The organism is Formosa sp. F44 (genome assembly GCF_056238645.1).
Window position 1 is genome coordinate 956,848 of sequence record NZ_JBWDLJ010000002.1, and the last position, 23,363, is coordinate 980,210.

23 protein-coding genes are annotated in these 23,363 nt (G+C 34.5%); 16 read left to right on the top strand and 7 right to left on the bottom strand.

Going from position 1 to position 23,363, the window contains the following annotated elements:
- Positions 1 to 476: 476 nt before the first annotated feature.
- The 7 genes from rlmB to AC0UBM_RS09175 form a co-directional block, all read right to left on the bottom strand.
- The gene (rlmB, locus tag AC0UBM_RS09145) at positions 477 to 1,211 is read right to left on the bottom strand and encodes a 23S rRNA (guanosine(2251)-2'-O)-methyltransferase RlmB (RefSeq protein WP_475688420.1); all 735 of its coding nucleotides are present in this window, start codon (positions 1,209 to 1,211) and stop codon (positions 477 to 479) included.
- Between the two features lie 161 nt (positions 1,212 to 1,372).
- Positions 1,373 to 2,797, bottom strand: coding sequence for a SusD/RagB family nutrient-binding outer membrane lipoprotein (locus AC0UBM_RS09150; RefSeq protein WP_475688421.1), 1,425 nt, complete (start codon positions 2,795 to 2,797; stop codon positions 1,373 to 1,375).
- A 15-nt stretch (positions 2,798 to 2,812) separates the two neighbouring features.
- Positions 2,813 to 6,028, bottom strand: a complete 3,216-nt coding sequence (locus AC0UBM_RS09155) for a SusC/RagA family TonB-linked outer membrane protein (RefSeq protein WP_475688422.1) — start codon at positions 6,026 to 6,028, stop codon at positions 2,813 to 2,815.
- A gap of 497 nt (positions 6,029 to 6,525) precedes the next feature.
- Positions 6,526 to 7,245, bottom strand: coding sequence for a hypothetical protein (locus AC0UBM_RS09160; RefSeq protein ID WP_475688423.1), 720 nt, complete (start codon positions 7,243 to 7,245; stop codon positions 6,526 to 6,528).
- Positions 7,246 to 7,282: 37 nt separating this feature from the next.
- Positions 7,283 to 8,770, bottom strand: a complete 1,488-nt coding sequence (locus AC0UBM_RS09165; RefSeq protein ID WP_475688424.1) for a RagB/SusD family nutrient uptake outer membrane protein — start codon at positions 8,768 to 8,770, stop codon at positions 7,283 to 7,285.
- A 12-nt stretch (positions 8,771 to 8,782) separates the two neighbouring features.
- Positions 8,783 to 12,013 (bottom strand): SusC/RagA family TonB-linked outer membrane protein, encoded by a 3,231-nt coding sequence (locus AC0UBM_RS09170; protein ID WP_475688425.1) that lies wholly within the window; start codon positions 12,011 to 12,013, stop codon positions 8,783 to 8,785.
- 594 nt (positions 12,014 to 12,607) lie between these two features.
- A complete protein-coding gene (locus AC0UBM_RS09175; protein ID WP_475688426.1) occupies positions 12,608 to 14,290 on the bottom strand; it encodes a POTRA domain-containing protein in 1,683 nt (560 codons plus the stop codon).
- Between the two features lie 177 nt (positions 14,291 to 14,467).
- Here AC0UBM_RS09175 and rpsL point away from each other — a divergent pair, with 177 nt between their 5' ends.
- From rpsL to rplX, 16 genes are all read left to right on the top strand, one after another.
- Positions 14,468 to 14,842 carry a 30S ribosomal protein S12 gene (rpsL, locus tag AC0UBM_RS09180; protein WP_057783973.1) on the top strand — a complete coding sequence of 125 codons (375 nt, stop codon included), beginning with the start codon at positions 14,468 to 14,470 and terminating at the stop codon, positions 14,840 to 14,842.
- Positions 14,843 to 14,865: 23 nt separating this feature from the next.
- Positions 14,866 to 15,342 (top strand): 30S ribosomal protein S7, encoded by a 477-nt coding sequence (rpsG, locus tag AC0UBM_RS09185; RefSeq protein WP_414036137.1) that lies wholly within the window; start codon positions 14,866 to 14,868, stop codon positions 15,340 to 15,342.
- 5 nt (positions 15,343 to 15,347) lie between these two features.
- Positions 15,348 to 17,474 carry an elongation factor G gene (gene fusA, locus AC0UBM_RS09190; protein WP_475688427.1) on the top strand — a complete coding sequence of 709 codons (2,127 nt, stop codon included), beginning with the start codon at positions 15,348 to 15,350 and terminating at the stop codon, positions 17,472 to 17,474.
- A 10-nt stretch (positions 17,475 to 17,484) separates the two neighbouring features.
- A complete protein-coding gene (gene rpsJ, locus AC0UBM_RS09195) occupies positions 17,485 to 17,790 on the top strand; it encodes a 30S ribosomal protein S10 (RefSeq protein WP_100610637.1) in 306 nt (101 codons plus the stop codon).
- Between the two features lie 159 nt (positions 17,791 to 17,949).
- Positions 17,950 to 18,567, top strand: coding sequence for a 50S ribosomal protein L3 (gene rplC / locus AC0UBM_RS09200; RefSeq protein ID WP_038527279.1), 618 nt, complete (start codon positions 17,950 to 17,952; stop codon positions 18,565 to 18,567).
- The gene (gene rplD, locus AC0UBM_RS09205) at positions 18,567 to 19,196 is read left to right on the top strand and encodes a 50S ribosomal protein L4 (RefSeq protein WP_414036135.1); all 630 of its coding nucleotides are present in this window, start codon (positions 18,567 to 18,569) and stop codon (positions 19,194 to 19,196) included. Before rplC ends, rplD begins: the two co-directional genes overlap by 1 nt.
- Positions 19,197 to 19,203: 7 nt before the next feature.
- On the top strand, positions 19,204 to 19,494 hold the full coding sequence (gene rplW / locus AC0UBM_RS09210; protein WP_143380695.1) for a 50S ribosomal protein L23: 291 nt from the start codon (positions 19,204 to 19,206) through the stop codon (positions 19,492 to 19,494).
- A 10-nt stretch (positions 19,495 to 19,504) separates the two neighbouring features.
- Positions 19,505 to 20,332 carry a 50S ribosomal protein L2 gene (gene rplB, locus AC0UBM_RS09215; RefSeq protein ID WP_414036134.1) on the top strand — a complete coding sequence of 276 codons (828 nt, stop codon included), beginning with the start codon at positions 19,505 to 19,507 and terminating at the stop codon, positions 20,330 to 20,332.
- A gap of 3 nt (positions 20,333 to 20,335) precedes the next feature.
- Positions 20,336 to 20,614: a 30S ribosomal protein S19 gene (gene rpsS, locus AC0UBM_RS09220; protein WP_038527291.1), complete on the top strand. Its 279-nt coding sequence runs from the start codon at positions 20,336 to 20,338 to the stop codon at positions 20,612 to 20,614.
- A 3-nt stretch (positions 20,615 to 20,617) separates the two neighbouring features.
- Entirely contained in the window at positions 20,618 to 21,025 is a 408-nt protein-coding gene (gene rplV / locus AC0UBM_RS09225; RefSeq protein ID WP_057783961.1) for a 50S ribosomal protein L22, read from the top strand.
- A gap of 7 nt (positions 21,026 to 21,032) precedes the next feature.
- On the top strand, positions 21,033 to 21,752 hold the full coding sequence (rpsC, locus tag AC0UBM_RS09230; protein WP_414036133.1) for a 30S ribosomal protein S3: 720 nt from the start codon (positions 21,033 to 21,035) through the stop codon (positions 21,750 to 21,752).
- A 20-nt stretch (positions 21,753 to 21,772) separates the two neighbouring features.
- A complete protein-coding gene (gene rplP, locus AC0UBM_RS09235; protein ID WP_414036132.1) occupies positions 21,773 to 22,192 on the top strand; it encodes a 50S ribosomal protein L16 in 420 nt (139 codons plus the stop codon).
- Positions 22,193 to 22,205: 13 nt separating this feature from the next.
- Positions 22,206 to 22,397: a 50S ribosomal protein L29 gene (rpmC, locus tag AC0UBM_RS09240; protein ID WP_057783956.1), complete on the top strand. Its 192-nt coding sequence runs from the start codon at positions 22,206 to 22,208 to the stop codon at positions 22,395 to 22,397.
- A gap of 12 nt (positions 22,398 to 22,409) precedes the next feature.
- Complete coding sequence (rpsQ, locus tag AC0UBM_RS09245) at positions 22,410 to 22,667, top strand: 30S ribosomal protein S17 (protein WP_038527305.1); 258 nt, start codon at positions 22,410 to 22,412, stop codon at positions 22,665 to 22,667.
- Between the two features lie 2 nt (positions 22,668 to 22,669).
- On the top strand, positions 22,670 to 23,038 hold the full coding sequence (gene rplN, locus AC0UBM_RS09250; protein ID WP_038527308.1) for a 50S ribosomal protein L14: 369 nt from the start codon (positions 22,670 to 22,672) through the stop codon (positions 23,036 to 23,038).
- Positions 23,039 to 23,049: 11 nt separating this feature from the next.
- Positions 23,050 to 23,361 carry a 50S ribosomal protein L24 gene (gene rplX / locus AC0UBM_RS09255; RefSeq protein WP_382384056.1) on the top strand — a complete coding sequence of 104 codons (312 nt, stop codon included), beginning with the start codon at positions 23,050 to 23,052 and terminating at the stop codon, positions 23,359 to 23,361.
- Positions 23,362 to 23,363: the final 2 nt, after the last annotated feature.

A 23,363-nucleotide genomic window follows, 5' to 3' on the forward strand; every position in this document is an offset into this window, starting at 1 on the left:
AAAAATTGGCTAAAGCAGATTTATTGTTAAATCTTAAATATTTTAATGGTTTTTAATGGAAAACAAGATAATATGTATTGGATTTTTGGAACTTGATAAGCTTTTAACCCTACGCTATAACTAGGGTTTGCTTGATTTTACTAGTTTAGGGCTTATATTTTGACACATTTGTCCCTTTTTTCGTACGAAGATGTCAATGGTGACGATTCACGTTGAGTTTTTTGATGAATTATAGCTTAAAATGGTACATATTGGAGCACGTTCTTTTTTTTGCATACGTGTAGTTAATTTATGCACTATTTAATAGGCTGTAGCATATGTAATAAATGAGCTCTTTACCTAATCTTAATGTTATCATAGTCTAAGCGTAAAATGGTGTTTTGTGTTATAGGAAGTTTAATAAACTAAAATACCGCTTTATTACTTTTTATGAGTAGCAAAGCGGTATATATTATTATAAATTGTAACGAGTAATATCAACGCCTTTGTCGCACAGCTTCGTATAGAAATGCTCCACAAGCTACAGATACATTTAAAGATTCAATCTCGCCTAGAATAGGTAGCTTAGCTTTAGCATCTACAAGTTTTAATACAGAAGGATTTATTCCCTTTCCTTCAGATCCCATAATTATAGCACAAGGTTCGGTGAACGATACATCGTATAAAACATCATCGGTTTTTTCAGTAGCAGCAATAACTTTTATACCTGACGCTTGCATATAAAACATGGCATCTTTAATATGATCTACTTTACAAATAGGCATTTTAAAAACGGCCCCAGCACTTGTTTTTATAGTATCTCCATTTACAGGAGCACCACCTTTTTTCTGAATAATTATACCATCGACTCCTGTACATTCTGCAGTACGAATAATAGCACCAAAATTACGCACATCGCTTAATTGGTCTAATAAAAGAAATAGGGGAGTCTTACCAGATTCGGTAACTTTAGTAACTAGCTCTTCGATATCCCAAAAGGTAATAGGCGCAATTTGCGCAACAACACCTTGGTGGTTTTTATGGCTTAGTTTGTTTAATTTTTCTATAGGAACATAAGAAAAGTTAATTCTTTGTTTTCGTAAGACACTTTCTAGTTCTTGAGACAATTCTCCTTTAAGTCCTTTTTGAACAAAAACTTTATCTATATTTTCTCCAGCTTGAATAGCTTCTATAACAGCACGAATACCAAAAATTTGAGTTTCTTTTTCCATGGGTCAAAAGTACAATAATTTATGAATAGGTAAATAAAAGTTGATCATAAAAAAACCACCTCGTAAGAGGTGGTTAAATTGGGATATAAAAAAAAGCAGCCGACTAATTGTGATTTAGTCGACCGCCTTCAAAAAAAATATAATTAGAACGCAACTAATAATTAGTTAACATCCCAGAATAATTTTGTTGTTTGTTCGTCACCACCAATAGCAGTAGAAGCAGCCGACCAATTTGTTTCATTTAAGTTTTGCTCGTTAATTGGGTAAGTATAACGAGTAGGAACAGGGTTGCCAGTATCTGCAGGTAAGTTAAAGGCAGGAGTATCATATGTTCTCCATACAGTCCAACCTTCAAAACCTCTGTTATACATTGCTAACCAAAATTGTTGTCCTATAGATGTTTTCCAATCAGCAGCGTTGTAAGCAACTTCCGGTTTAGCTAAATAAGCTTCTACACCATCAGCCCCCCAATCTTCGAATGAAGCAATGATACCATTTTCGTAGTGCTCTTCTGGAGAACCAGCTATGTCAAACCCTCTTTGTGCAGCATCTGCTAAAAAGAAAGAAACTTCGGAATAGTCTAATAATACTCCTCTAAATGTTTCTTCGTGAATTACTGTACCGATATGAGAATATAACTCAAAAGTGTTTGGAGCTCCATAAGTACCACCTTCGAAAATATCTTCACCCAAATGGTCATCAAAATAGATAGGGCGTCTTGGGTCTTCTAGTGTGTTCATAACATCTACTAATGTGTTAGCTGGAACAAAATCTGAACGTCCAGATTGTACTAAATCAACCCATAATGGGTTTGTGTTTGGAGTTGCTGCTGCATACTGAATATTTGCATTGTCTTCGTTAGATGTGTATACACCTGAAGCTACTGCAGATTCGATTGTAGTTTGAGCTAATGCAGCCATTCCTGGAGCATCTACAATTCGCATTCCAATTCTTAATTTTAAAGAGTTACCAAATTTTATCCAGGATGAAATATCACCATAATAGATATTATCTTCTGCAAACCCTGTACCAGAAAGATTTGGTATTGCAGTATTAATACGAGAAATTAAATCTTCGTAAATTGTTGCAGCATCATCATATTCTGGTAATAAAATAGACTCAGATTGTAAGGCTTGAGAGTAAGGAATATCCCCAAATGTATCAACTAATTGTTGCCAAGTATACACTTCTAAAATTTCAATTTGAGCGATTCTAGTGTCCATATCTATCTGAGATAAATCTGAATCTGCTAAAGTGTTTTCTTTAGCCGTTTTCAGGTCTAATAAAACATCTCTATATAATTCAGACCAGTGGTATTCAGGAATGTTTCTGTTATTTAAATCGTAATTCGCTTCATCGATATACGTTGTTTCTGTCCAATATTGACCAAGTAATCTAAACACGTTAACGTTTACATTGGTACTTGTCATTTGGTCAAATAAACTCTTCGTTGCAGAATTAAACAAGAAGGCAGCTTCTACTTCCGTAGGGTTTTTTGGATCTCTATTATAGTCTTCATACTTCTCATCAGACATACAAGATGCTAGAACTATAAAAGACATTGCTGTTATAAATATTTTTTTCATGATTTTTTTCTTTTTTTAGAACTGTAATTTTACACTTGCACCAATTTCTCTAATTGCTGGGTATGCACCCGATTGGTATCCTTGAACGTTACCAGAGCTTAATCCAGCTTCTGGATCAGTAAAAGGAACATTCTTGTCGATAATCCATAAGTTTCTTCCAATTATAGAGAAAGTAACTCCTGTAAAAGGTAATCTTTCTAATTGGTCGTTATCGAAGTTATAACTAATACTAGCTTCTCTTAACTTAACATATCCAGCATCGTAAACGTGCTGAGAGTTTGAAGCTCTAGCATAACCCCATGGGTTAGCATAAGTACTAGCATCTGCTCTCACAGTGTTTGTAGAACCGTCTGCTTGAACACCTGGTAAAATTACACCACCCCCATTAGCGATAGTATTTCTTACAGGGTTTCCTAAATCGTTAGTACCAGCAGTAAAGTCATACATCCCAGTTGCGTAACCATACCATGTATCTAAAGAGAAGATATCTCCACCTTTTTGCATATCAATTAAGAAGCTTAAGTTGAAGTTTTTGTAGTTAAATGAGTTAAATAAACCAGCTTTCCAGTCTGCATTAACATCACCAATTACATTGTTATTACTACTTGTTGTAACGTAGTTACCATCTGAACCAACTATTGGTTGTCCGTTTTCGTGATAAGTTAAATCTGTACCTCTAATTGTTCCGTAAGCTTCTCCAGGCGTTGCGTTAATACTAACTCCACCTTGTAAGGATGCTAAAACTAAGTTGTCAATTCCATCTGTTAATTCTTCTACTAAACTTTCGTTTTTAGACCAGTTAACATTCATGTCCCAAGAAAAATTCTCAGTGCGAATTGGGCTAATATTTAAAGTAACTTCCCAACCTTTGTTAGAAATAGTTCCTGCATTAAGAATTGCAGAAGTATAACCTGTAGAGTTAGATAATGGTACGCTTGTAATTTGGTTTTCGTTAAGTGCATCGTAGTAAGACACGTCGAAACCTAAACGTTTTTTGAAAAATTGCATTTCAAGACCAACTTCCCAGTTAGTTTGTTCTTCTGGAAGTAATTCTAAGTTACCTTTTACGCTCGGATTTGTAGCAATACCTCCATTAAAAGGCGTGCCAATTACATAGGTGTTAAATACGTTGTAAGGATCGGTATCGTTACCTACAATACCGTAGTTACCTCTTACTTTACCAAATGTTAACCAGTTGTTTTGGATTAATTCAGAGAAAATAAAAGATCCAGTTGCAGACCAATAATCGTAACGGTTATTGTCAATAGGTAAAGAAGAAGAACGGTCTGTTCTATAAGTTCCTTCAATAAATAAAAGGTTATCATATCCTAAACTAGCTTGAATATATTCTCCATCTACCATTTTAGTGTATTCTTCTTCTACAGGTGCTTCTAATCCATTTACACTGTTAGATAAAGCGTATAAACCTGCAAGGTTTAATCCACCATTAGTTTCTGCATAAATACTATTTAACTCATTACTTCTCAAATTGAAACCAGCAATACCTGAAAGGTTTATTCTGTCTGACAAATCTTTATTAAAAGATAACATTAAGTCGTAATTGTATTCTGCAACATTTCTGTTAAAACGAGAGTATTGAGATGGGTCTACAGAACCTACAGCAATTCTTTCTTCTTGTAATTCAGAGTAAGTATCGAAAGTGAAACGACCTAAAACACTTAACCAATCGTTAATTTCGTAATCTAAAACTACATTACCCCAGAATCTGTTACGAGTATCTGTTTCGTAATTTTCGTAACGTGTCCAGTAAAAGTTATCTGAATATTTTGGAGCTAAATTAGAAGTGCTATTTGCATTCCAAGAAAGGTTTTGTCCTGTCTGGAAATAAGCATCTTTTTGATCTTGTAAATCTACGTTAGTTTGGAACCACTGTCTAAACTGTTGCATAGGGTTTTTAGAATCATAACCAGTACCGTAACGACCTTTACCATCTGTTTTAGTAAAGTTAAAACTTGTAGAAGCAGTAAGTTTTTCAGTTAGGTTTAAAGATCCATTAAATGAAATGTTATTTCTTTTAATAGAAGAGTTAGGTAAGTTACCTTCTTGTAACATGTTTGTATACCCTAAACGGAAAGTTCCTTTTTCGTCACCACCAGTTAAGTCAACTGAGTTAATTAAAGTTGAAGACGTCGTCCAAACAGAGTTTGCATCGTTTTCTGCATACTGCCAAGGTGTAGCCTGTTGGTAAGTATCTAGTTCCGGGTAAATAGAGTTCCATTGGTAAACCATTCTGTTTGGATCGAAAGCTTGACCGTAAGAAGCATCTTCTCCGAACGGTACAACTTCATCTAAAACTCCATCTCCGTCAATGTCTTCTAGGTTGAAAGGGCCATCTTCATTAGGACCGTAAAATTGTCCGTAACCTGCACCATATTTCTTTTGGTATGTCGGTAATGTTTCTTTATCTGGAGTACCTACAGTAATACTAGAGTTTATAGTAACACCAATACCTTTTTGTTTTTTACCTTTTTTAGTTGTAATCATAATTACACCATTTGATGCTCTAGAACCGTATAATGCAGACGCAGCTGCACCTTTTAATACGTTAATAGATTCGATATCGTCTGGGTTAATATCTGATGCCGCGTTACCGTAATCGTAACCTCCACGACCATTTTGTTGATCTGAAGTGTTAGAAATACCGTTGTCTATTGGAATACCATCGATAACGAATAAGGCCTGGTTGTTACCAGAAACAGAACTACTTCCACGTATTACTACGTTTGTAGATCCACCAATAGTACCTGAAGGCTTAACATTTAATCCTGCAACTTTACCAGATAATGCATTTACGAAGTTTTGTGATTTTACTGTTGATACAGCTGCACCATCCACTTCTTGACTCGCATAACCTAATTGTTTTTTTTCTCTAGTAATACCAAGTGCTGTTACTACTACTTCATCCAATTGCGCTAAATCTTCTTCTAAAATCATATTAATAGTTGAAGTTGCTCCAACAGTTATGGTTTTTGTTTTATACCCAATAAAAGAGAAGGATAAAACTTCTGCTGTTGCAGCATCTAGGGAGTAGTTACCATCAAAATCTGTTTGAGTACCAGTTGAAGTACCTTTAACAATAATGTTAACTCCCGGAAGAGGTAAACCATTTGAGTCTGAAACGGTCCCTGTAATTGTCTTTTCTTGTGCGAACGTAAGTTGCACGACAAACGCTAGGAATAGCGTTAGAATTCCATTTAACTTTGTTTTCATTTTATTTTATTTGAATTAGTCTAGTGCCAAAGTGGTAATAATTTGTTAATAAAACAATAATCTAATCTTAAAATTATTGTTTAAGCCTGTTTTTTATAGAAAACGAAAAAAAACGATCATGAATTTTTTAAAAAAAGGTATTAAAGCTGCTTTACTGCTAATTAACTAAGTTGCTTTATGGCTTATATAATATTTTAGGTTGTAATTGTACGTATAATTGACACAATTGTCTGTTTTTTTAGTAGTTTCTGTGGTGTTAATGTCTTATTTCTGCTAACCGTTTAATTCTTTTATTCCAAAATCTATTATAAATGTGTTGTATTAGGTTTTTTTTGGTAGAAATATTTGATTTTTAGTGCAGTTTAGAACGAACTATACTGGTGAGTATAGTCTTAAATTTAGTATGAAATAGGGGAGTGTAAAAATGTGTGAATTTAATGAAAAAAAAAAGACTGTCTTTTATAAGACAGTCTTTTAAAATTAAGTTATGAATATACTTATTCAATCGTGAAATCTTGAGAAATTGATGATCCAAAATTACCACCTATAACAAGTAAATCATTTCCATCATTATTAATGGTAATACTACCTGTTTCAGGATAGGTTAATCCGTCTCCGTAAGCATCATTTACAGTTAATGTGTAAGTCCCAGGAGCTAAACACATGTTGATAGATGTTGTACTAACTCCATCTACATAAGGTCCTCCTGTATAAATTATTGTTGTAGCGTCTGATACAGACCAAGTAGTTTCACTAGCATAACCATCAAAAACAAAGTTTAATGAAGTTTCGTTGTAAGGACAAACCTGTATTAAATTAACTGCAATACCATCACCGAAAAGTGTAGATGTGTTTTCTGCAGCAAACTCAAGTACTATGGTATTACCGTTAATAGGATCAATATTTTCACCTTGAGCAGTTACAGTAATAATACCTTCGTTTGTATTAGCAGGTATAGTTACCGTTTCAGAAACAGTGTATCCTGTTGCGTTAGTTGAGGCATCAACTATATTTATATCTATGGTTCTATCTGATCCAGAAATTTCTGTGGTATATACCTTTATTTCTGCTGTACCTGTTTCTTCAGGAAATACCCTTAAATCTACAGAAGTATCTTCAAATGTAACATAGTCTAGGTCTGGAACATAAGTGTCCTCACAATTTTGTAACGTTATAGCAGAAATTACTATAAAACATATATAAGCTATTTTTTTCATAAATTTAGTTTAAAGTTTAAATAGAAATAACTTTTACTTAGTTATTTTGTGAATTAATAAAAGGGTTATTTTGAATCTCAGATTCAGGAATTTCAAAAGTTAATTTTTCATCGTCATAAGAAAGAGTTTCCCCTACAAAAGATAAGTGATTGCTTCCTCGTGTAGTTGTTTTTTGATTTCTTTTTAGAGCTAAGTAAGTTTTTCCTTCTCCCCATAACTCAATTCTAGACTGAAGATAGATTTCATTAGATAATTGGGTTCCAGATAAACCGTCGATGTAAGATGCATCTGGACGTCTTTCTGAAACTAAAGTTTTTAAACTCGCTTTAGCATTTGTTTCATCACCTAATTTAGCTGAAGCTTCTGCATTAAGAATGTACATTTCTGCAACTCTCATGTAAACTAAATCTGAAACAATAGTTTGACTAGAACCTAATGGTACTCTTTGTGCTTCGTAAAATTTATTTAATGGTTGTAAGTATTGATTACCTGCTGCTGGATCAGATTCGAATTGTTGTTTTCTGATATCGTCTTCAGGAATTTGGCTATACAACCCAGCATCAATAGCCTTAGAATCTCCATAACCTGCATAACTATATGAGAAGTAATCCATTTGACCCCACCATGAATGTAAGCTAATTTCATTGTCGATTGTTAAATCAACACCCCACATCCATCCAGAAGTAGTTACGTCGTTAAAACCACCTATAACTTCTGTTTCGCTCATAAGGTTAAACATTCCTCCATTAATAATGTCTTCGGTTAATGTTTTAACTTCTTGATTCTTACCCATTGCAGCGTATACATACGCAAGAATACCTTTAGCTACATCTTGGTTTACTTGACTTTTTGCAGTTCTAGAGAAACCATCTAAAAGTGTAATTGCTGTAGTTAAATCTGATTCAATTAAACCATAGATTTCAGATGCAGCAACTTTGGGTCCGTTTAAAGCTTGTAAATCTGAATAAATTGGTAAAATTTCTTCTGAAGGATTGTAACTTTTTTGGAAATATTGTGCTAAATAAAAGTATGAATGTGCTCGTACAGCCTTCGCCTGACCCATTATATATTTATTTTCTTCCAATTCTGGAGTTACATCGTTACCACCTAATGCATCAATAACAGTGTTTGCAGATCTTATTATACGGTAGTAGTATCTCCAAACTTGGTAGTTATCTGTATTGGTAAAATCTTGAGTACAACCATATTCTGTAAGACTTGTACGGTACCATCCGTAAGTGCTTACAGATAGTGCTACATCACTAGTAAGAAAATCTGCATAAATGTCGTAACCTTTATGTCCAAAATCATCTGCTCCAGTAGTTCCTCCAGTTTCTACAGCAAACATTAAGGCGTAAATACCATTCATGGTTCCTGCTACTACATCTGGATTTCTTGATGCCGCATCTGCAATCTGTTCTGTTGTTAAAACTTCAGAAGGATCTTTTTCTAAATAGTCATCACCACAACTAACAGCAAGAAATGCGCTGGCGGCAACTAAAGTATGTTTTATAATATTTTTCATTTTCTATTTTTATTAAAATTTAACTTTAAGTCCTAAAGTAAACGTAGTTAAAGGGGCGTAGATTCCACGATCAGAATTTCCATTTTCACTAACTGTTGGGTTGAATCCTGCTCTTGCAGTAGATAAGAATAAGTTATCTCCAGATACCCATATGTTTACATCACTGATAAATGTTTTATCTAAAAAACTAGAAGGCATTGTATAACCAATCATTGCATTGTTTAAAGCAAAATAATCTGCTTTAGTAAGGAATCTTGTTGAAGACGAAATAGCGTTAGCATCGATAGCATCTGCTAATCGTGGTATATTAGTAATGTCTCCAGGTGTAGTCCATCTATCTGCAATGTCTGTATGGTAGTTGTTACCTGCTGCTCCAAATCTATCAGTCATCAATTCAGCATATTGGTAATCATATGCATATCCACCAATACTGTAGTTAAATTGAGTTGAGAAGTTAAAACTTCCGTAAGTTGCAGAAATACGAAACGCTCCAGTTAAATCAGGAATTCCAGATTTGTCAATGTATTTATCTGTAGCATTAGCATAAGTTTTTGTAGTTTGCTTAGAGATGTTAGCATTAGGATTTTCTTCTAAGTAAGGTGTTAAAGAGGTAATACCTGCTTCACCATTATCTAAAATACCGTTGTCATTTACGTCATCAAAATATTCGTTCCACATTGGAGCTCCATCTGATGGATCAACACCTGCCCACTCACGTAAATAAAAGTCGTAAATAGAACGTCCTTCACTATATGCATATGGACTAGCAGAAGTATCTAATGTTCTTGGTAAACCTGTAGCAGGTTCTATTGGCATTGTTTTAATTTTGTTATTTACAACTGCTCCATTTGTAGAAATATCTAATTTAAATTTACCAGAATTAACTAAATGTGCTGTTAAATTATATTCAACACCTGAGTTTTGTAAAACACCATCGTTAACGGTAATAAGTGCTATCCCTTGAGAAGGACCAACTCTTCTATCAAAAATTAAATTATCAGTTTGTTTGTTATAGTAGTCTACAGAAAGATCTAAGAATCTACCTAAAGATAATTCAACACCTGCTTGGAACATTTTAGATGTTTCCCATGTTAAATCTGGATTACCATTATCTTCAGCAGAGATAGAGATACCTCCATCTAATACACCACTTGTAAAAGTATCGTAACCTGAGTAATAATCTACTCCAGCTTGGTCTCCTGTAATACCGTAAGATGCTTTAAGCTTTAAATATGGTATTGTAGAGTTTCCTCTTAAGAAATCTTCATTAGATGCAACCCATGCAGCACCTACAGATCCGAAGGTACCCCATTTGTCGTTAACAAAACGAGAAGAACCATCACGACGTACAGACGCTGTTAAATAGTATTTGTCTGAATAGTCGTAGTTAACTTGTCCAAAGTAAGATTCAATAGCACTACCTTCTTGATATCCAGTAGGAGGTGCTAAATTATTTACGAAGTTGTCTAACTCTAATAAACCGTCTAATACTACTTTTCCTTTATACTGTGTCGAGTATTTAAAAGTGTAATCATTACTTTCATGTGCAACTAAAGCTTCAAAAGAGTGATCACCAAATTGATTTTGGTATCTTAATAATTGTAAGAAGTTTGTAGTAATTCTTTCGCTGTCGCTAACGAACATATTACCACCGTCTCCTACTGCAGTACCGTAGAATGGGTTAGAATAACTCTTGTAACGATTCATAGAATATTGCATTCCATATCTAGTTTCTAAGGTTAAGTTGTCCGTAAACTTAATATTCATGTTTACGTTTCCACTAAAGTCATTTCTTTTAGATCCTACGTAATCGTAAACAGCTGATCCTATAGGGTTTAAGTTGTTTGCGTTTGGTCTAGCTCTGTAACCAGATACTGTACCGTAATCGTATTGGTTTCCGCCAAAAATTGGATCAGCAACTAAATTATAGTTGTCATCTCTTAAATATACTGGGAAAATAGGAGCCATTTTATCAGCAAATTCGAACATGTTTTCAGCCCCATCTGTTTGACCATTGTTTTTGCTTTCAGAGTAAGAGTAACTTAAAATTGATCCAACTTCTAACCATTCTTTTACATCAGACTTTACGTTTAAACGTGTAGTATATCGGTCGTAACTTGTGTTTTTAGAGTATCCATCATCGTTTAAGTAACCTAATGAGAAAAAGTATGATGATTTATCAGAACCACCACCCATGTTAAGATTTCCTTCTTGTCTTAATGCAGAATCGAAAGCTACATCCTCATAACGTTCTGGTGTGTATGTTCTAGAAACACCATCTCTTACCATATGAGTTTCAGGGTCTATTAATTGAGATGCTGTTGCATTCCACATGTTATAGCCAGGAGCTACATAGTTAGATGTGAAAAGATTGTTGTTAGCATATTGTACAGGATCTGCGTTACCATTTATTACACCTCTGTTATAGATACCTTCCCATACATAACCAATATATTCTTCAGGAGAGCTAATAACATCGTAACGAGGAATTAACTGTGTGTTAACACCTGTCTTAACTTCAAATTCAATATAACTATCTCTAGAAGAACCTGTTTTAGTTGTAATAAGAATTACACCATTTGCACCTCTAGAACCATATATTGCGGTTGCAGTTGCATCTTTTAATACTGTTGTAGTTTTAATATCAGAAGGGTTAATTGCACTAATACCAGTATCACTTGTAATTGGCACACCGTCTACTACATATAAGGGATCTCTGTTACCATTAACAGAACCAAAACCTCTAATTCTTACTGTTGAAACTGTACCTGGTTGTCCAGATGTGTTTAGTACGGTTACACCCGCAACTTCACCAGCAAGAGCTTGTGTAACGTTAGAAACGTTTTTTATTTCTAAATCAGCAGCTTTTACAGTTGTTGCTGTACCAGCAAATGATTGTTTAGTCGCTGTACCATAACCTACAATTAGAACTTCATCTAATTCAGCTAAATCCTCCGCAAGTGTTAAATCAATTGTATTTGAAGTACCTACTGTAACTGATTGTGTCTTGTATCCCATAAACGAATAGGTTAAGATGTCGCCAGGACTTGCATTTAACGAATAGTTTCCGTCAAAATCTGATTGAGATCCGGTAGAGGTACCTTCAATAATAATGTTTACCCCAGGGAGAGGTAATCCGGAAGCATCCGAAATAGTCCCTGAAATTGTCTTTTCTTGTGCAAAAGCAAACTGCACAACAAACGCTAGAAATAGCGTTAGAATTCCACTAAACTTTGTTTTCATGTTTATTATATTTGAATTAGTCTGCGCCAAAAATCATAATAATAAGTTAATAAAACAATAATTTTATATTAAAATATCGAAGTATGAGCGTTTTGAATTGCTATAATAGACAGTATTGTCAATAAAATGTTCGGTTCGTTGCATACTTTTTTGCGTTACTCATATTATAATGTTAATATTTTGTTTTTACATTGGCATAATATGTTTTTAAGGGCGATCCTATTAATAATACTGTAAAATCGGGGTAGTTGCTTGATATTTGCGGTTCAACCTAAATTATTTTTATATTGCTTGTGGGAAAATTCCTAATTTTAAGACAATGGTTTAAGATTAATAAATTGTAAATACAACGTTAATTTAATGGTTTTTTTCAAGGATTTTTTTTGTTTCCAAAAATTTGAGATTGTTCTATTTTAATGTTAAAAGTGCAAGTTTCGTGTATATCCGGAATGCAATTTTCTGCTTTTTAAAATGAATTAACTTACTCTAATTAATTATTTTCGTGGTTGACACTTTTTAATTGGGTACGCTAATTTAAACTGAAGTGTGATTGAAGTTGGTCACAATTTTTTGACTTAAACGAAGTGGTAGATTTTAAAAATAAGAGGTGATGCTTAAGTGTACTTTAGAATCACTTATGTTGAAAGGCGAATTTTCAGTTTTACCGTTGGCATAATTCATTTTTAATAAACCAGCTTTGGTGAGTATCGCGAAACCAATACCTAAGGCAATAAGTTTTTCTTTCTGATCTACCATTTGATTTTCGAAATAGGAGAAATCTGTAATACTATTTATAAATATAGTCGGACTTAATTGTAATCTGTATTCTAAATTAAATACACTATAAAAACTCGCGACTAAACTGTTTTCCTCGAAACCACGAATAGAATTAATGCCTCCAAAACGTAATAATTCATTTTCTAAATAGGTGTCAGATTGTAATGCGTTAACAACAACTCTGGAATAAATGCTGTTTTTGTGGTTTAAATAGAAAATATTGGACACAGCCAAATTGTACTGAAATTGGTTCTCTTTTGTAGATTGATAGGTTCTATTTCCAATACCCAAATGAATGTCGGCGACCGATTTTACCGGAAACAAGATGTTAGTTTCATCAGTTCTAGTGAAATTATATTTTGTTTGATAAAATGTGGAATTGTAATCGTCTATTGAGGTAGATGTGGGGTGTTGAAGTAAATTGTTAGATTGGGAAGATGTTATTCCGAGGTATGTGGTGTGTTCTGTTTTAAATTGATAGTATAAATCTAAGGACTGATCGATGGTGGAGAAGGTAGAGTCTTTTTTAAAAATGTTTAATTCTACATTTGCTCCTATAGGCGATTTAAATATATATGGTGCATCTACATTTATATTGAATGTTTTTTGTTCATTTTCGTCACTGCGATATAATAATTTTATGGATTCTCCATAATTTAAATTGTTTCTCAATGTCATGTTTAGATAACCACTAAACTCTAACTTATTGGTGTTTTCGTTTGTAGTAAATCCTAAATATCCATCAAAATTATTACTTTTCTGTTTTTCTACATATATATATAGTACTGTGGAATCGTTTGTGAAAAGTACTTCTGTATCTCGAATTAAATTTGCGAAGGGTAATTTGTTAAGGGTGTTGGTTTTCTTTTTTATTGTTTCCATATTAAAAATATCCCCAGTTTTAATTCTGGCGTTATGTTTAATAAACTTTTTTGGAAATTTTTCGTATCCCTTTACTATGATTTTATCTATGTGTCGTGGTGGTTCTTTTTTAGAAGATTTTAAATCTGCTTTTACACTGTCGTTCTCCACACGTATATTTGTAAGTTGAAGGGTTGAGAATGGTAAACCTTGTTCGGACAATTTTAAATTCAATACATTCAGTGATCGCTTCGTCTCTTTAATAGGAAGCGAAACGAATTTAGGACTAGTTTCTAATCCGATAGACCTAAATAGGGAAGGAGGAATATTGGAATACCTTATATATATATAGGTGTATTTTTTGTTAAGAGATATATTAGCTTCTAATAGGGAGTCGTTTGTTTTTCTAAGATTTGTAATTTTATGATCAAAATAGCCTTCATTATTAAATAGTGTAGATAGGTTTTGTATTTCGGTTGTGATGCCATTATAATTGGTATGCGTATTAATATATGAAAGTGTATCAATACTATGAGATTCTTCCGGGCTGTTACTATGAAGTTTTAGCGTTAAATTCTGACCAAGTAACTGAGCCGAAATAACAAGCAGTAAGCTAAATAAAATAATTTTGGGTTTCACTTTACTATTATCCTTTAGAATTGTAAAACTAACGGAAAAAGTATAGGATTTATATGTGGATCTGAATAAAAGTTAAATTCTATTGAAAATTAATTGATTAGGGTTTGAAAAATAAAAATAAATACTTACATTTGCACCCCTCTAAGAAGAGGTATTTTATAAATTTTATAGAAAAATATGCCAACAATTTCACAATTAGTACGAAAAGGAAGAGCCAAAATAACCAAGAAGAGTAAATCGGCTGCTTTAGATTCGTGTCCTCAAAGACGAGGGGTTTGTACGCGTGTTTACACTACTACACCTAAGAAACCTAACTCTGCAATGCGTAAAGTAGCAAGGGTTAGATTAACTAACGGTAATGAAGTGAACGCTTATATCCCTGGTGAAGGTCACAATTTACAGGAGCACTCGATAGTATTGGTTAGAGGTGGAAGGGTAAAAGATTTGCCAGGAGTTAGATATCACATCGTTCGTGGTGCCTTAGACACAGCAGGTGTTGCAGGTAGAACACAACGTAGATCTAAGTACGGTGCAAAACGCCCTAAGAAGTAATTAAAATCTTTTAAAGAAAAGACATGAGAAAAAGAGCAGCAAAAAAGAGACCGCTTTTACCAGATCCACGTTTTAACGATCAGTTAGTAACTAGATTCGTTAACATGATGATGTGGGATGGTAAGAAATCGGTAGCTTTTAAGGTATTTTACGATGCAATTGACATTGTAGACTCAAAAAAAACAGACGAAGAAAAAACAGCTTTAGAGTTGTGGAAAGAAGCGTTATCTAATGTTATGCCTCACGTAGAAGTACGTAGTCGTAGAGTAGGTGGAGCAACATTTCAAATTCCAATGCAAATTCGTCCAGACAGAAAAGTTTCAACTGCAATGAAATGGCTAATTAGCTATTCACGTAAAAGAAACGAAAAATCTATGGCACAACGTTTAGCATCAGAGATTTTAGCTGCGGCTAAAGAAGAAGGTGCAGCTGTTAAGAAAAGAGTTGATACTCATAAAATGGCAGAAGCAAATAAAGCATTCTCACACTTTAGATTCTAAATAAAATGGCAAGAGATTTAAGATTAACAAGAAATATAGGAATTGCTGCTCATATTGATGCTGGTAAAACAACAACAACAGAGCGTATTCTTTTTTATACGGGAGTATCACACAAAATTGGAGAAGTACACGATGGTGCTTCTACAATGGACTGGATGGAGCAAGAAGCAGAAAGAGGTATTACAATTACTTCTGCGGCTACAACTTGCGAATGGGTATTTCCTAAAGAAAATGGAGAGCCTACAGCTGAAGCTCAAGGTTACCATTTTAATATTATTGACACTCCTGGTCACGTAGATTTTACTGTTGAAGTAAATCGTTCATTACGTGTATTAGATGGTTTAGTATTCTTATTTAGTGCGGTTGATGGTGTTGAGCCTCAATCTGAAACTAACTGGAGACTAGCAGATAACTATAAAGTGCCTCGTATTGGTTTCGTTAATAAAATGGACCGTCAGGGATCTAACTTTTTAGGTGTTTGTCAGCAAGTAAAAGACATGTTAAAATCTAACGCAGTGCCAATCGTTTTAAACATTGGTGAAGAAGGAGATTTTAAAGGTGTTGTAGATTTAGTTAAGAACAGAGCTATTGTATGGCATGACGAAAACTTCGGAGCGACTTTCGATGTTGTAGACATTCCAGAAGATATGAAAGATGAAGTACGTCAATACCGTGCTTTATTAATCGAAGAAGTAGCTGGTTACGATGAGAACTTATTAGAAAAATTCATGGAAGATGAAGATTCTATTACAGAAGAAGAAGTGCATGCTGCACTTAGAGCTGCTGTAATGGATATGGCTATCATTCCTATGGTTTGTGGTTCTTCATTCAAAAATAAAGGTGTACAATTCTTATTAGATGCAGTTTGTCGTTATTTACCTTCTCCAATGGATAGAGAAAGTGTAATAGGAACTAACCCTGATACAGATGAAGAAGAAAGACGTAAGCCAGATGTAAAAGAACCTTTTGCAGCTTTAGCTTTCAAAATTGCTACCGATCCTTTCGTAGGACGTTTAGCTTTCTTCCGTGCATATTCAGGACGTTTAGATGCAGGATCTTACATTCTTAACAACCGTTCAGGTAAAAAAGAACGTATTTCTCGTATCTACCAAATGCATGCTAACAAACAAAATGCTATCGATTATATCGAAGCAGGAGATATTGGAGCAGCAGTAGGATTTAAAGACATTAAGACTGGTGATACTATGTCTGATGAAAAACATCCTATCGTTTTAGAATCTATGGACTTCCCAGATCCAGTAATTGGTATCGCGGTTGAGCCTAAAACTAAAGCAGATGTAGATAAAATGGGTATGGCTTTAGCTAAATTGGCAGAAGAAGATCCAACATTTACAGCTCGTACAGACGAATCTTCAGGACAGACTATTATTTCTGGAATGGGTGAGTTGCACTTAGATATTATTGTAGACCGTTTAAAACGTGAGTTTAAAGTTGAAGTAAATCAAGGTCAGCCTCAAGTTGAGTACAAAGAAGCTATTACACAAGCTGCAGATCATAGAGAAGTTTACAAAAAACAATCTGGTGGTCGTGGTAAGTTTGCTGATATCGTATTTACGGTTGAACCAGCAGATGAAGGTGTTGTAGGATTACAATTTATATCTACAATTAAAGGTGGTAACGTTCCTAAAGAATTTATCCCTTCTATTGAAAAAGGATTTAAAATGGCTATGGTTAATGGACCATTAGCAGGATACGAAGTAGATTCTATGAAAGTGACATTGAAAGATGGATCTTATCATGATGTGGATTCGGATCAATTATCATTCGAATTAGCAGCGAAATTAGGATTTAAAAATTCAGCAAAAGCAGCAAAAGCTGTAATTATGGAACCAATCATGAAACTTGAGGTAATTACTCCTGAAGAAAACATGGGTGACATTGTTGGAGATTTAAACAGAAGAAGAGGTCAAGTTAGTGACATGGGAGATAGAGCAGGTGCAAAAACTGTGAAAGCTACTGTGCCATTATCAGAAATGTTTGGTTATGTAACAACATTAAGAACATTATCTTCAGGTCGTGCTACATCTACAATGGAATTCTCTCACTATGCTGAAACGCCTTCTAACATATCGGAAGAAGTCATTAAGGCAGCTAAAGGTACAGACGCTTAAAACTAAGAATATGAGTCAAAAAATCAGAATAAAACTAAAATCTTACGATCATAACTTAGTAGATAAGTCTGCTGATAAGATTGTAAAAACTGTAAAAAGTACAGGTGCAGTTGTAACGGGACCAATTCCATTACCAACACACAAGAAAATTTTCACTGTATTACGTTCTCCTCACGTTAATAAAAAGGCAAGAGAGCAATTTCAATTAAGTTCTTACAAGAGATTACTTGATATTTATAGCTCTTCTTCTAAAACTATTGACGCTTTAATGAAACTTGAATTACCAAGTGGAGTAGAAGTAGAGATTAAAGTTTAAGTAGAGAACACTTTCACAAGTAAAGTTTACAGAAACATAAGTTTCAAAAACATGTCCTAAGCTGCGAGCGAGGGAAAAACGGTAAAAATACATTCAGGGTTGAACGTGTTTTGACCCTGAATTTTTTTATAAATAATACTAATAAATAAATTAATAATTATGTCTGGGTTAATTGGAAAAAAAATCGGTATGACCAGCATCTTCGATGAAAATGGAAAAAACATTCCATGTACAGTAATTGAAGCTGGGCCATGTATCGTTACCCAAGTCAGAACTGAAGAAGTTGATGGTTATAAAGCCTTACAACTTGGTTTCGATGACGCGACAGAAAAAAGTGCTACTAAAGCTGACTTAGGTCACGCTAAAAAAGCAGGAACTTCTGTAAAACGCAAAATCGTTGAATTTAAAGGTTTTGATGAGGAGTACAAATTAGGTGATGCAATCACTGTAGAGCACTTTGTAGAAGGTGAATTCGTAGATATTGCTGGAACTTCAAAAGGTAAAGGTTTTCAAGGGGTTGTTAAACGTCACGGTTTTGGTGGTGTAGGTCAAGCAACTCACGGTCAACACAACCGATTAAGAGCACCGGGTTCTATTGGAGCGGCATCTTATCCTGCAAGAGTATTTAAGGGGATGAAGATGGCAGGAAGAATGGGAACTGATAGAGTAAAAGTTGAAAATTTAAGAGTTTTAAAAGTAGTTGCTGAAAAGAATCTACTTGTGGTTAAAGGATGTGTTCCTGGTCATAACAACTCTTATGTAATCATTGAGAAGTAATGAAAGTAGCAGTTTTAGATATTAATGGAAAAGAAACTGGAAGAAAGGTAGACCTTTCTGATTCAGTTTTTGCTATAGAGCCTAACAATCATGCTGTGTATTTGGATGTTAAACAATATTTAGCAAATCAAAGACAAGGAACTCACAAAGCTAAAGAGCGTGCTGAGATTTCTGGATCTACACGTAAGATTAAAAAGCAAAAAGGAACTGGTACTGCTAGAGCAGGTAGTATTAAGTCTGGAGTTTTTAAAGGTGGTGGACGTATGTTCGGACCAAGACCTAGAAACTACAGTTTCAAACTTAACAAAAACCTTAAGCGTTTAGCACGTAAATCAGCGTTAACAATTAAAGCTTCAGAAGAAGCAATTGTTGTATTAGAAGATTTAAATTTTGATTCAGCTAAGACTAAAAATTTCACTAGTGTATTGAAAGCTTTAGACTTACAGAATAAAAAATCTCTATTTGTGTTGGGTGCGTTAAATAATAATGTATATTTGTCATCACGAAATTTAAAGGGCTCTGAAGTTTTATTGAACTCAGAATTAAGCACTTACAAGATTTTAAACGCAAATAAAGTAGTTCTTTTAGAGAGTTCTTTAGAAGGAATTGAATCGAATTTAAGTAAATAAGGAAGCGATGAGTATCTTAATTAAACCTATAATAACAGAAAAAGCGACTACAAACAGTGAATTAAACAACTGTTTTAGCTTTATGGTTAATACAAAGGCGAACAAGGTAGAAATTAAAAAAGCAGTGGAAGCTGCTTATGGCGTTTCTGTTGAAAAAGTTCGTACAATAAATGTCCGTCCAGATAGAAGTACTAAGTTTACAAAAACTGGTATTCAACATGGTAAAACAAATGCTGTTAAAAAAGCACTTGTACAACTGGCGGAAGGTGAAGTGATTGATTTATACAGTAACATGTAATTAGACAAAAATGTCAGTAAGAAAATTAAAACCGATCACACCAGGTCAGCGATTTAGAGTAGTAAATGGATTTGACGCCATTTCTACTGATAAGCCGGAGAAAAGTTTATTAGCTCCGAAGAAAAGATCAGGTGGTAGAAACAGTCAAGGAAGAATGACCATGCGCTATATTGGTGGTGGGCATAAACAAAGGTATCGTATCATTGATTTTAAAAGAACTAAAGCTGGAATTCCTGCTGAAGTAAAATCAATTCAATACGATCCAAACAGAACAGCTTTTATTGCATTATTAAATTACCAAGATGGTGAGAAAGCATACATAATTGCACAAAACGGATTAACAGTTGGTCAAACAGTTGTATCTGGGCAAGAAGGTATCGCACCAGAAATTGGTAACGCAATGCCATTAAGTCAAATTCCATTAGGAACAATTATTTCTTGTGTAGAGTTACGTCCAGGACAAGGAGCTGTTATGGCTCGTAGTGCTGGTGCTTTTGCTCAATTAATGGCAAGAGATGGTAAATTTGCAACAATTAAACTTCCATCAGGAGAAACTAGATTAATTCTAGCTAACTGTATGGCTACAATAGGTGTTGTGTCTAACTCAGATCATCAATTACTTGTATCAGGTAAAGCTGGTAGAAGCAGATGGTTAGGAAGAAGACCTCGTACAAGACCGGTAGTAATGAACCCTGTAGATCACCCAATGGGAGGTGGTGAAGGTAAATCTTCTGGAGGTCACCCTCGTTCAAGAAATGGTATACCTGCTAAAGGATTTAGAACCCGTTCTAAAACAAAAGCGAGTAATAAGTATATTGTAGAACGTAGAAAGAAATAAGACATGGCAAGATCATTAAAAAAAGGACCTTACGTTCATTATAAACTTGATAAGAGAGTCCAAGAAAATGTTGACGGCGGAAAGAAAACAGTAATCAAAACATGGTCTAGAGCCTCAATGATTACTCCAGATTTCGTTGGACAAACTATCGCAGTACACAACGGACGTCAATTTGTTCCTGTATTTGTTACTGAAAACATGGTAGGACATAAATTAGGAGAATTTTCACCAACACGATCTTTTAGAGGTCACGCAGGTGCTAAAAACAAAGGTAAAAAGTAAGCTATGGGAAGTCGTAAAAAACAGATGGCAGACGCTATTAAGGAAGATAAAAAGCAAGTTGCTTTTGCTAAACTTAATAACTGTCCTACGTCACCAAGAAAAATGCGCTTAGTAGCCGATTTAGTAAGAGGTGAAAAGGTAGAAAAAGCGCTTAATATTTTGAAATTTAGCTCGAAAGAAGCTTCAAATCGTTTAGAGAAATTGTTATTGTCTGCAATTGCAAACTGGCAATCTAAAAACGAAGATGCAAGTATCGAAGATGCTGAATTGATAGTAAAAGAGATTAGAGTAGATGGCGGATCTATGTTAAAAAGATTACGTCCAGCTCCTCAAGGTCGCGCACACAGAATTAGAAAGCGTTCTAACCACGTAACTATCGTGGTTGGAGCTAACAATAATATACAAGCTTAATAGAGGTATGGGACAAAAAACAAATCCAATCGGAAATCGCTTAGGAATTATCAGAGGATGGGAATCTAACTGGTACGGAGGAAACGATTATGGCGACAAATTAGCCGAAGACGATAAGATCAGAAAGTACGTTCATGCACGTCTATCTAAAGCGAGTATATCAAGAGTAATTATCGAAAGAACTCTTAAACTTGTAACCGTTACTATAACTACTGCAAGACCTGGTATTATTATTGGGAAAGGTGGCCAAGAAGTAGACAAGTTAAAAGAAGAACTTAAGAAAATTACTGGTAAAGAAGTTCAAATAAATATATTTGAAATCAAAAGACCAGAACTTGATGCATTTTTAGTAGGGTCAAGCATCGCTCGTCAAATTGAGAACAGAATCTCTTACAGACGTGCAATCAAAATGGCTATCGCTGCTACAATGCGTATGAATGCAGAAGGAATTAAGATCCAAATTAGTGGTCGTTTAAACGGGGCAGAGATGGCACGTTCAGAGCATTACAAAGATGGTCGTATTCCTTTATCTACATTTAGAGCTGATATTGATTATGCTTTAGTTGAGGCACATACTACTTATGGTAGATTAGGTGTTAAAGTATGGATCATGAAGGGTGAAGTATATGGTAAAAGAGAGCTTTCTCCGCTTGTTGGATTGTCTAAGAAGCAAGGAAAAGGTGGACCACGAGGAGGAAATACTAATAAACCTCGTCGTAGAAAGTAATTTTTTAAAGTAAAGAAAAAATGTTACAGCCTAAAAGAACAAAATTTCGTAAACAACAAAAAGGACGTATGAAGGGTAACTCTGGTAGAGGGCACCAATTATCAAACGGAACTTTTGGAATAAAATCACTTGATTCGAATTTTTTAACATCGCGTCAAATAGAAGCAGCACGTATAGCCGCTACACGTCACATGAAGAGAGAAGGTCAACTTTGGATTAAAGTATTTCCAGACAAGCCTATCACAAAGAAACCTCTTGAAGTACGTATGGGTAAAGGTAAAGGTGCCGTTGAATATTGGGCAGCTGTTGTAAAACCAGGTAGACTACTTTTCGAAGTAGGAGGAGTACCGTTAGACGTTGCAAAAGAAGCATTACGTTTAGCAGCTCAAAAGTTACCGGTTAAAACAAAGTTTGTTATCGCTAGAGATTACGAAGCATAATTTATTTGATGTTATGAAACAATCAGAAATTAAAGAATTATCTACTGCTGAGTTACAAGAGAAACTTGGTGAGACAAAAAAGAGTTATTCAGACCTGAAAATGGCACATGCAATATCTCCTTTAGAAAATCCAATTCAACTACGAAGCGTAAGACGTGACGTAGCTAAAATTGCGACAGAAATAACTAAAAGAGAATTACAATAATTCTGCTGAAAGATGGAAAAAAGAAATTTAAGAAAAGAACGTGTAGGAGTCGTTACTAGTAACAAGATGCAAAAATCTATTGTTGTTGCGGAAGTTAAAAAAGTAAAGCACCCTATGTATGGTAAGTTCGTGTTAAAAACGAAAAAATACGTTGCACACGACGAGACTAACGATTGTAATATTGGAGATACTGTAAAGATCATGGAAACTAGACCTATGAGTAAATCTAAATGTTGGAGATTAGTTGAAATAATTGAAAGAGCTAAGTAATTATGTTACAACAAGAATCAAGACTAAAAGTTGCAGATAACACTGGAGCAAAGGAAGTTTTAACTATCCGTGTTCTAGGTGGTACTAAAAGAAGATACGCTTCTGTAGGAGACAAAATTGTTGTCTCTGTTAAAGATGCAACACCTAATGGAAACATTAAAAAAGGTGCTGTATCAACTGCAGTTGTTGTACGTACAGTAAAAGAAGTAAGACGTCCAGACGGATCTTATATTAGATTCGACGACAATGCTTGTGTATTATTAAACCCAACGGGTGAAATGAGAGGTACACGTGTATTTGGACCTGTTGCTAGAGAACTTCGTGATAAACAATTCATGAAAATTGTATCATTAGCACCTGAAGTGCTTTAATGACTAATAAGATGACAAAGCTTAAGATAAAATCAGGAGATACAGTAAAAGTAATAACTGGAGATCATAAAGGATCTGAAGGAAAAGTGCTTAAAGTATTAACAGATAAGAACAAAGCGATTGTTGAGGGTGTTAACTTGGTGAAGAAACATACTAAGCCAAGTGCACAAAGCCCTCAAGGAGGAATCGTAGAAAAGGAAGCTCCAATTCAAATCTCTAATCTATCTTTATTAACTTCTAAGGGTGAAACTACTCGTATTGGTTATAAAGTAGAAGATGGTAAGAAAGTGAGATTTTCTAAAAAATCTAATGAAGTAATATAGTT

Bases quoted from the DNA above. Each gene is read 5' to 3' on its own strand.
- rpsG (WP_414036137.1), top strand. From the start codon at position 14,866: ATGAGAAAAAGAGCAGCAAAAAAGAGACCGCTTTTACCAGATCCACGT.
- AC0UBM_RS09150 (WP_475688421.1), bottom strand. From the start codon at position 2,797: ATGAAAAAAATATTTATAACAGCAATGTCTTTTATAGTTCTAGCATCT.
- AC0UBM_RS09155 (WP_475688422.1), bottom strand. From the start codon at position 6,028: ATGAAAACAAAGTTAAATGGAATTCTAACGCTATTCCTAGCGTTTGTC.
- rpsC (WP_414036133.1), top strand. From the start codon at position 21,033: ATGGGACAAAAAACAAATCCAATCGGAAATCGCTTAGGAATTATCAGA.
- rplP (WP_414036132.1), top strand. From the start codon at position 21,773: ATGTTACAGCCTAAAAGAACAAAATTTCGTAAACAACAAAAAGGACGT.
- rplN (WP_038527308.1), top strand. From the start codon at position 22,670: ATGTTACAACAAGAATCAAGACTAAAAGTTGCAGATAACACTGGAGCA.
- rpsS (WP_038527291.1), top strand. From the start codon at position 20,336: ATGGCAAGATCATTAAAAAAAGGACCTTACGTTCATTATAAACTTGAT.
- rplV (WP_057783961.1), top strand. From the start codon at position 20,618: ATGGGAAGTCGTAAAAAACAGATGGCAGACGCTATTAAGGAAGATAAA.
- rpsJ (WP_100610637.1), top strand. From the start codon at position 17,485: ATGAGTCAAAAAATCAGAATAAAACTAAAATCTTACGATCATAACTTA.
- rlmB (WP_475688420.1), bottom strand. From the start codon at position 1,211: ATGGAAAAAGAAACTCAAATTTTTGGTATTCGTGCTGTTATAGAAGCT.
- rpsL (WP_057783973.1), top strand. From the start codon at position 14,468: ATGCCAACAATTTCACAATTAGTACGAAAAGGAAGAGCCAAAATAACC.
- rplB (WP_414036134.1), top strand. From the start codon at position 19,505: ATGTCAGTAAGAAAATTAAAACCGATCACACCAGGTCAGCGATTTAGA.
- rpmC (WP_057783956.1), top strand. From the start codon at position 22,206: ATGAAACAATCAGAAATTAAAGAATTATCTACTGCTGAGTTACAAGAG.
- rpsQ (WP_038527305.1), top strand. From the start codon at position 22,410: ATGGAAAAAAGAAATTTAAGAAAAGAACGTGTAGGAGTCGTTACTAGT.
- AC0UBM_RS09165 (WP_475688424.1), bottom strand. From the start codon at position 8,770: ATGAAAAATATTATAAAACATACTTTAGTTGCCGCCAGCGCATTTCTT.
- rplX (WP_382384056.1), top strand. From the start codon at position 23,050: ATGACAAAGCTTAAGATAAAATCAGGAGATACAGTAAAAGTAATAACT.
- rplW (WP_143380695.1), top strand. From the start codon at position 19,204: ATGAGTATCTTAATTAAACCTATAATAACAGAAAAAGCGACTACAAAC.
- AC0UBM_RS09170 (WP_475688425.1), bottom strand. From the start codon at position 12,013: ATGAAAACAAAGTTTAGTGGAATTCTAACGCTATTTCTAGCGTTTGTT.
- fusA (WP_475688427.1), top strand. From the start codon at position 15,348: ATGGCAAGAGATTTAAGATTAACAAGAAATATAGGAATTGCTGCTCAT.
- AC0UBM_RS09160 (WP_475688423.1), bottom strand. From the start codon at position 7,245: ATGAAAAAAATAGCTTATATATGTTTTATAGTAATTTCTGCTATAACG.
- rplC (WP_038527279.1), top strand. From the start codon at position 17,950: ATGTCTGGGTTAATTGGAAAAAAAATCGGTATGACCAGCATCTTCGAT.
- rplD (WP_414036135.1), top strand. From the start codon at position 18,567: ATGAAAGTAGCAGTTTTAGATATTAATGGAAAAGAAACTGGAAGAAAG.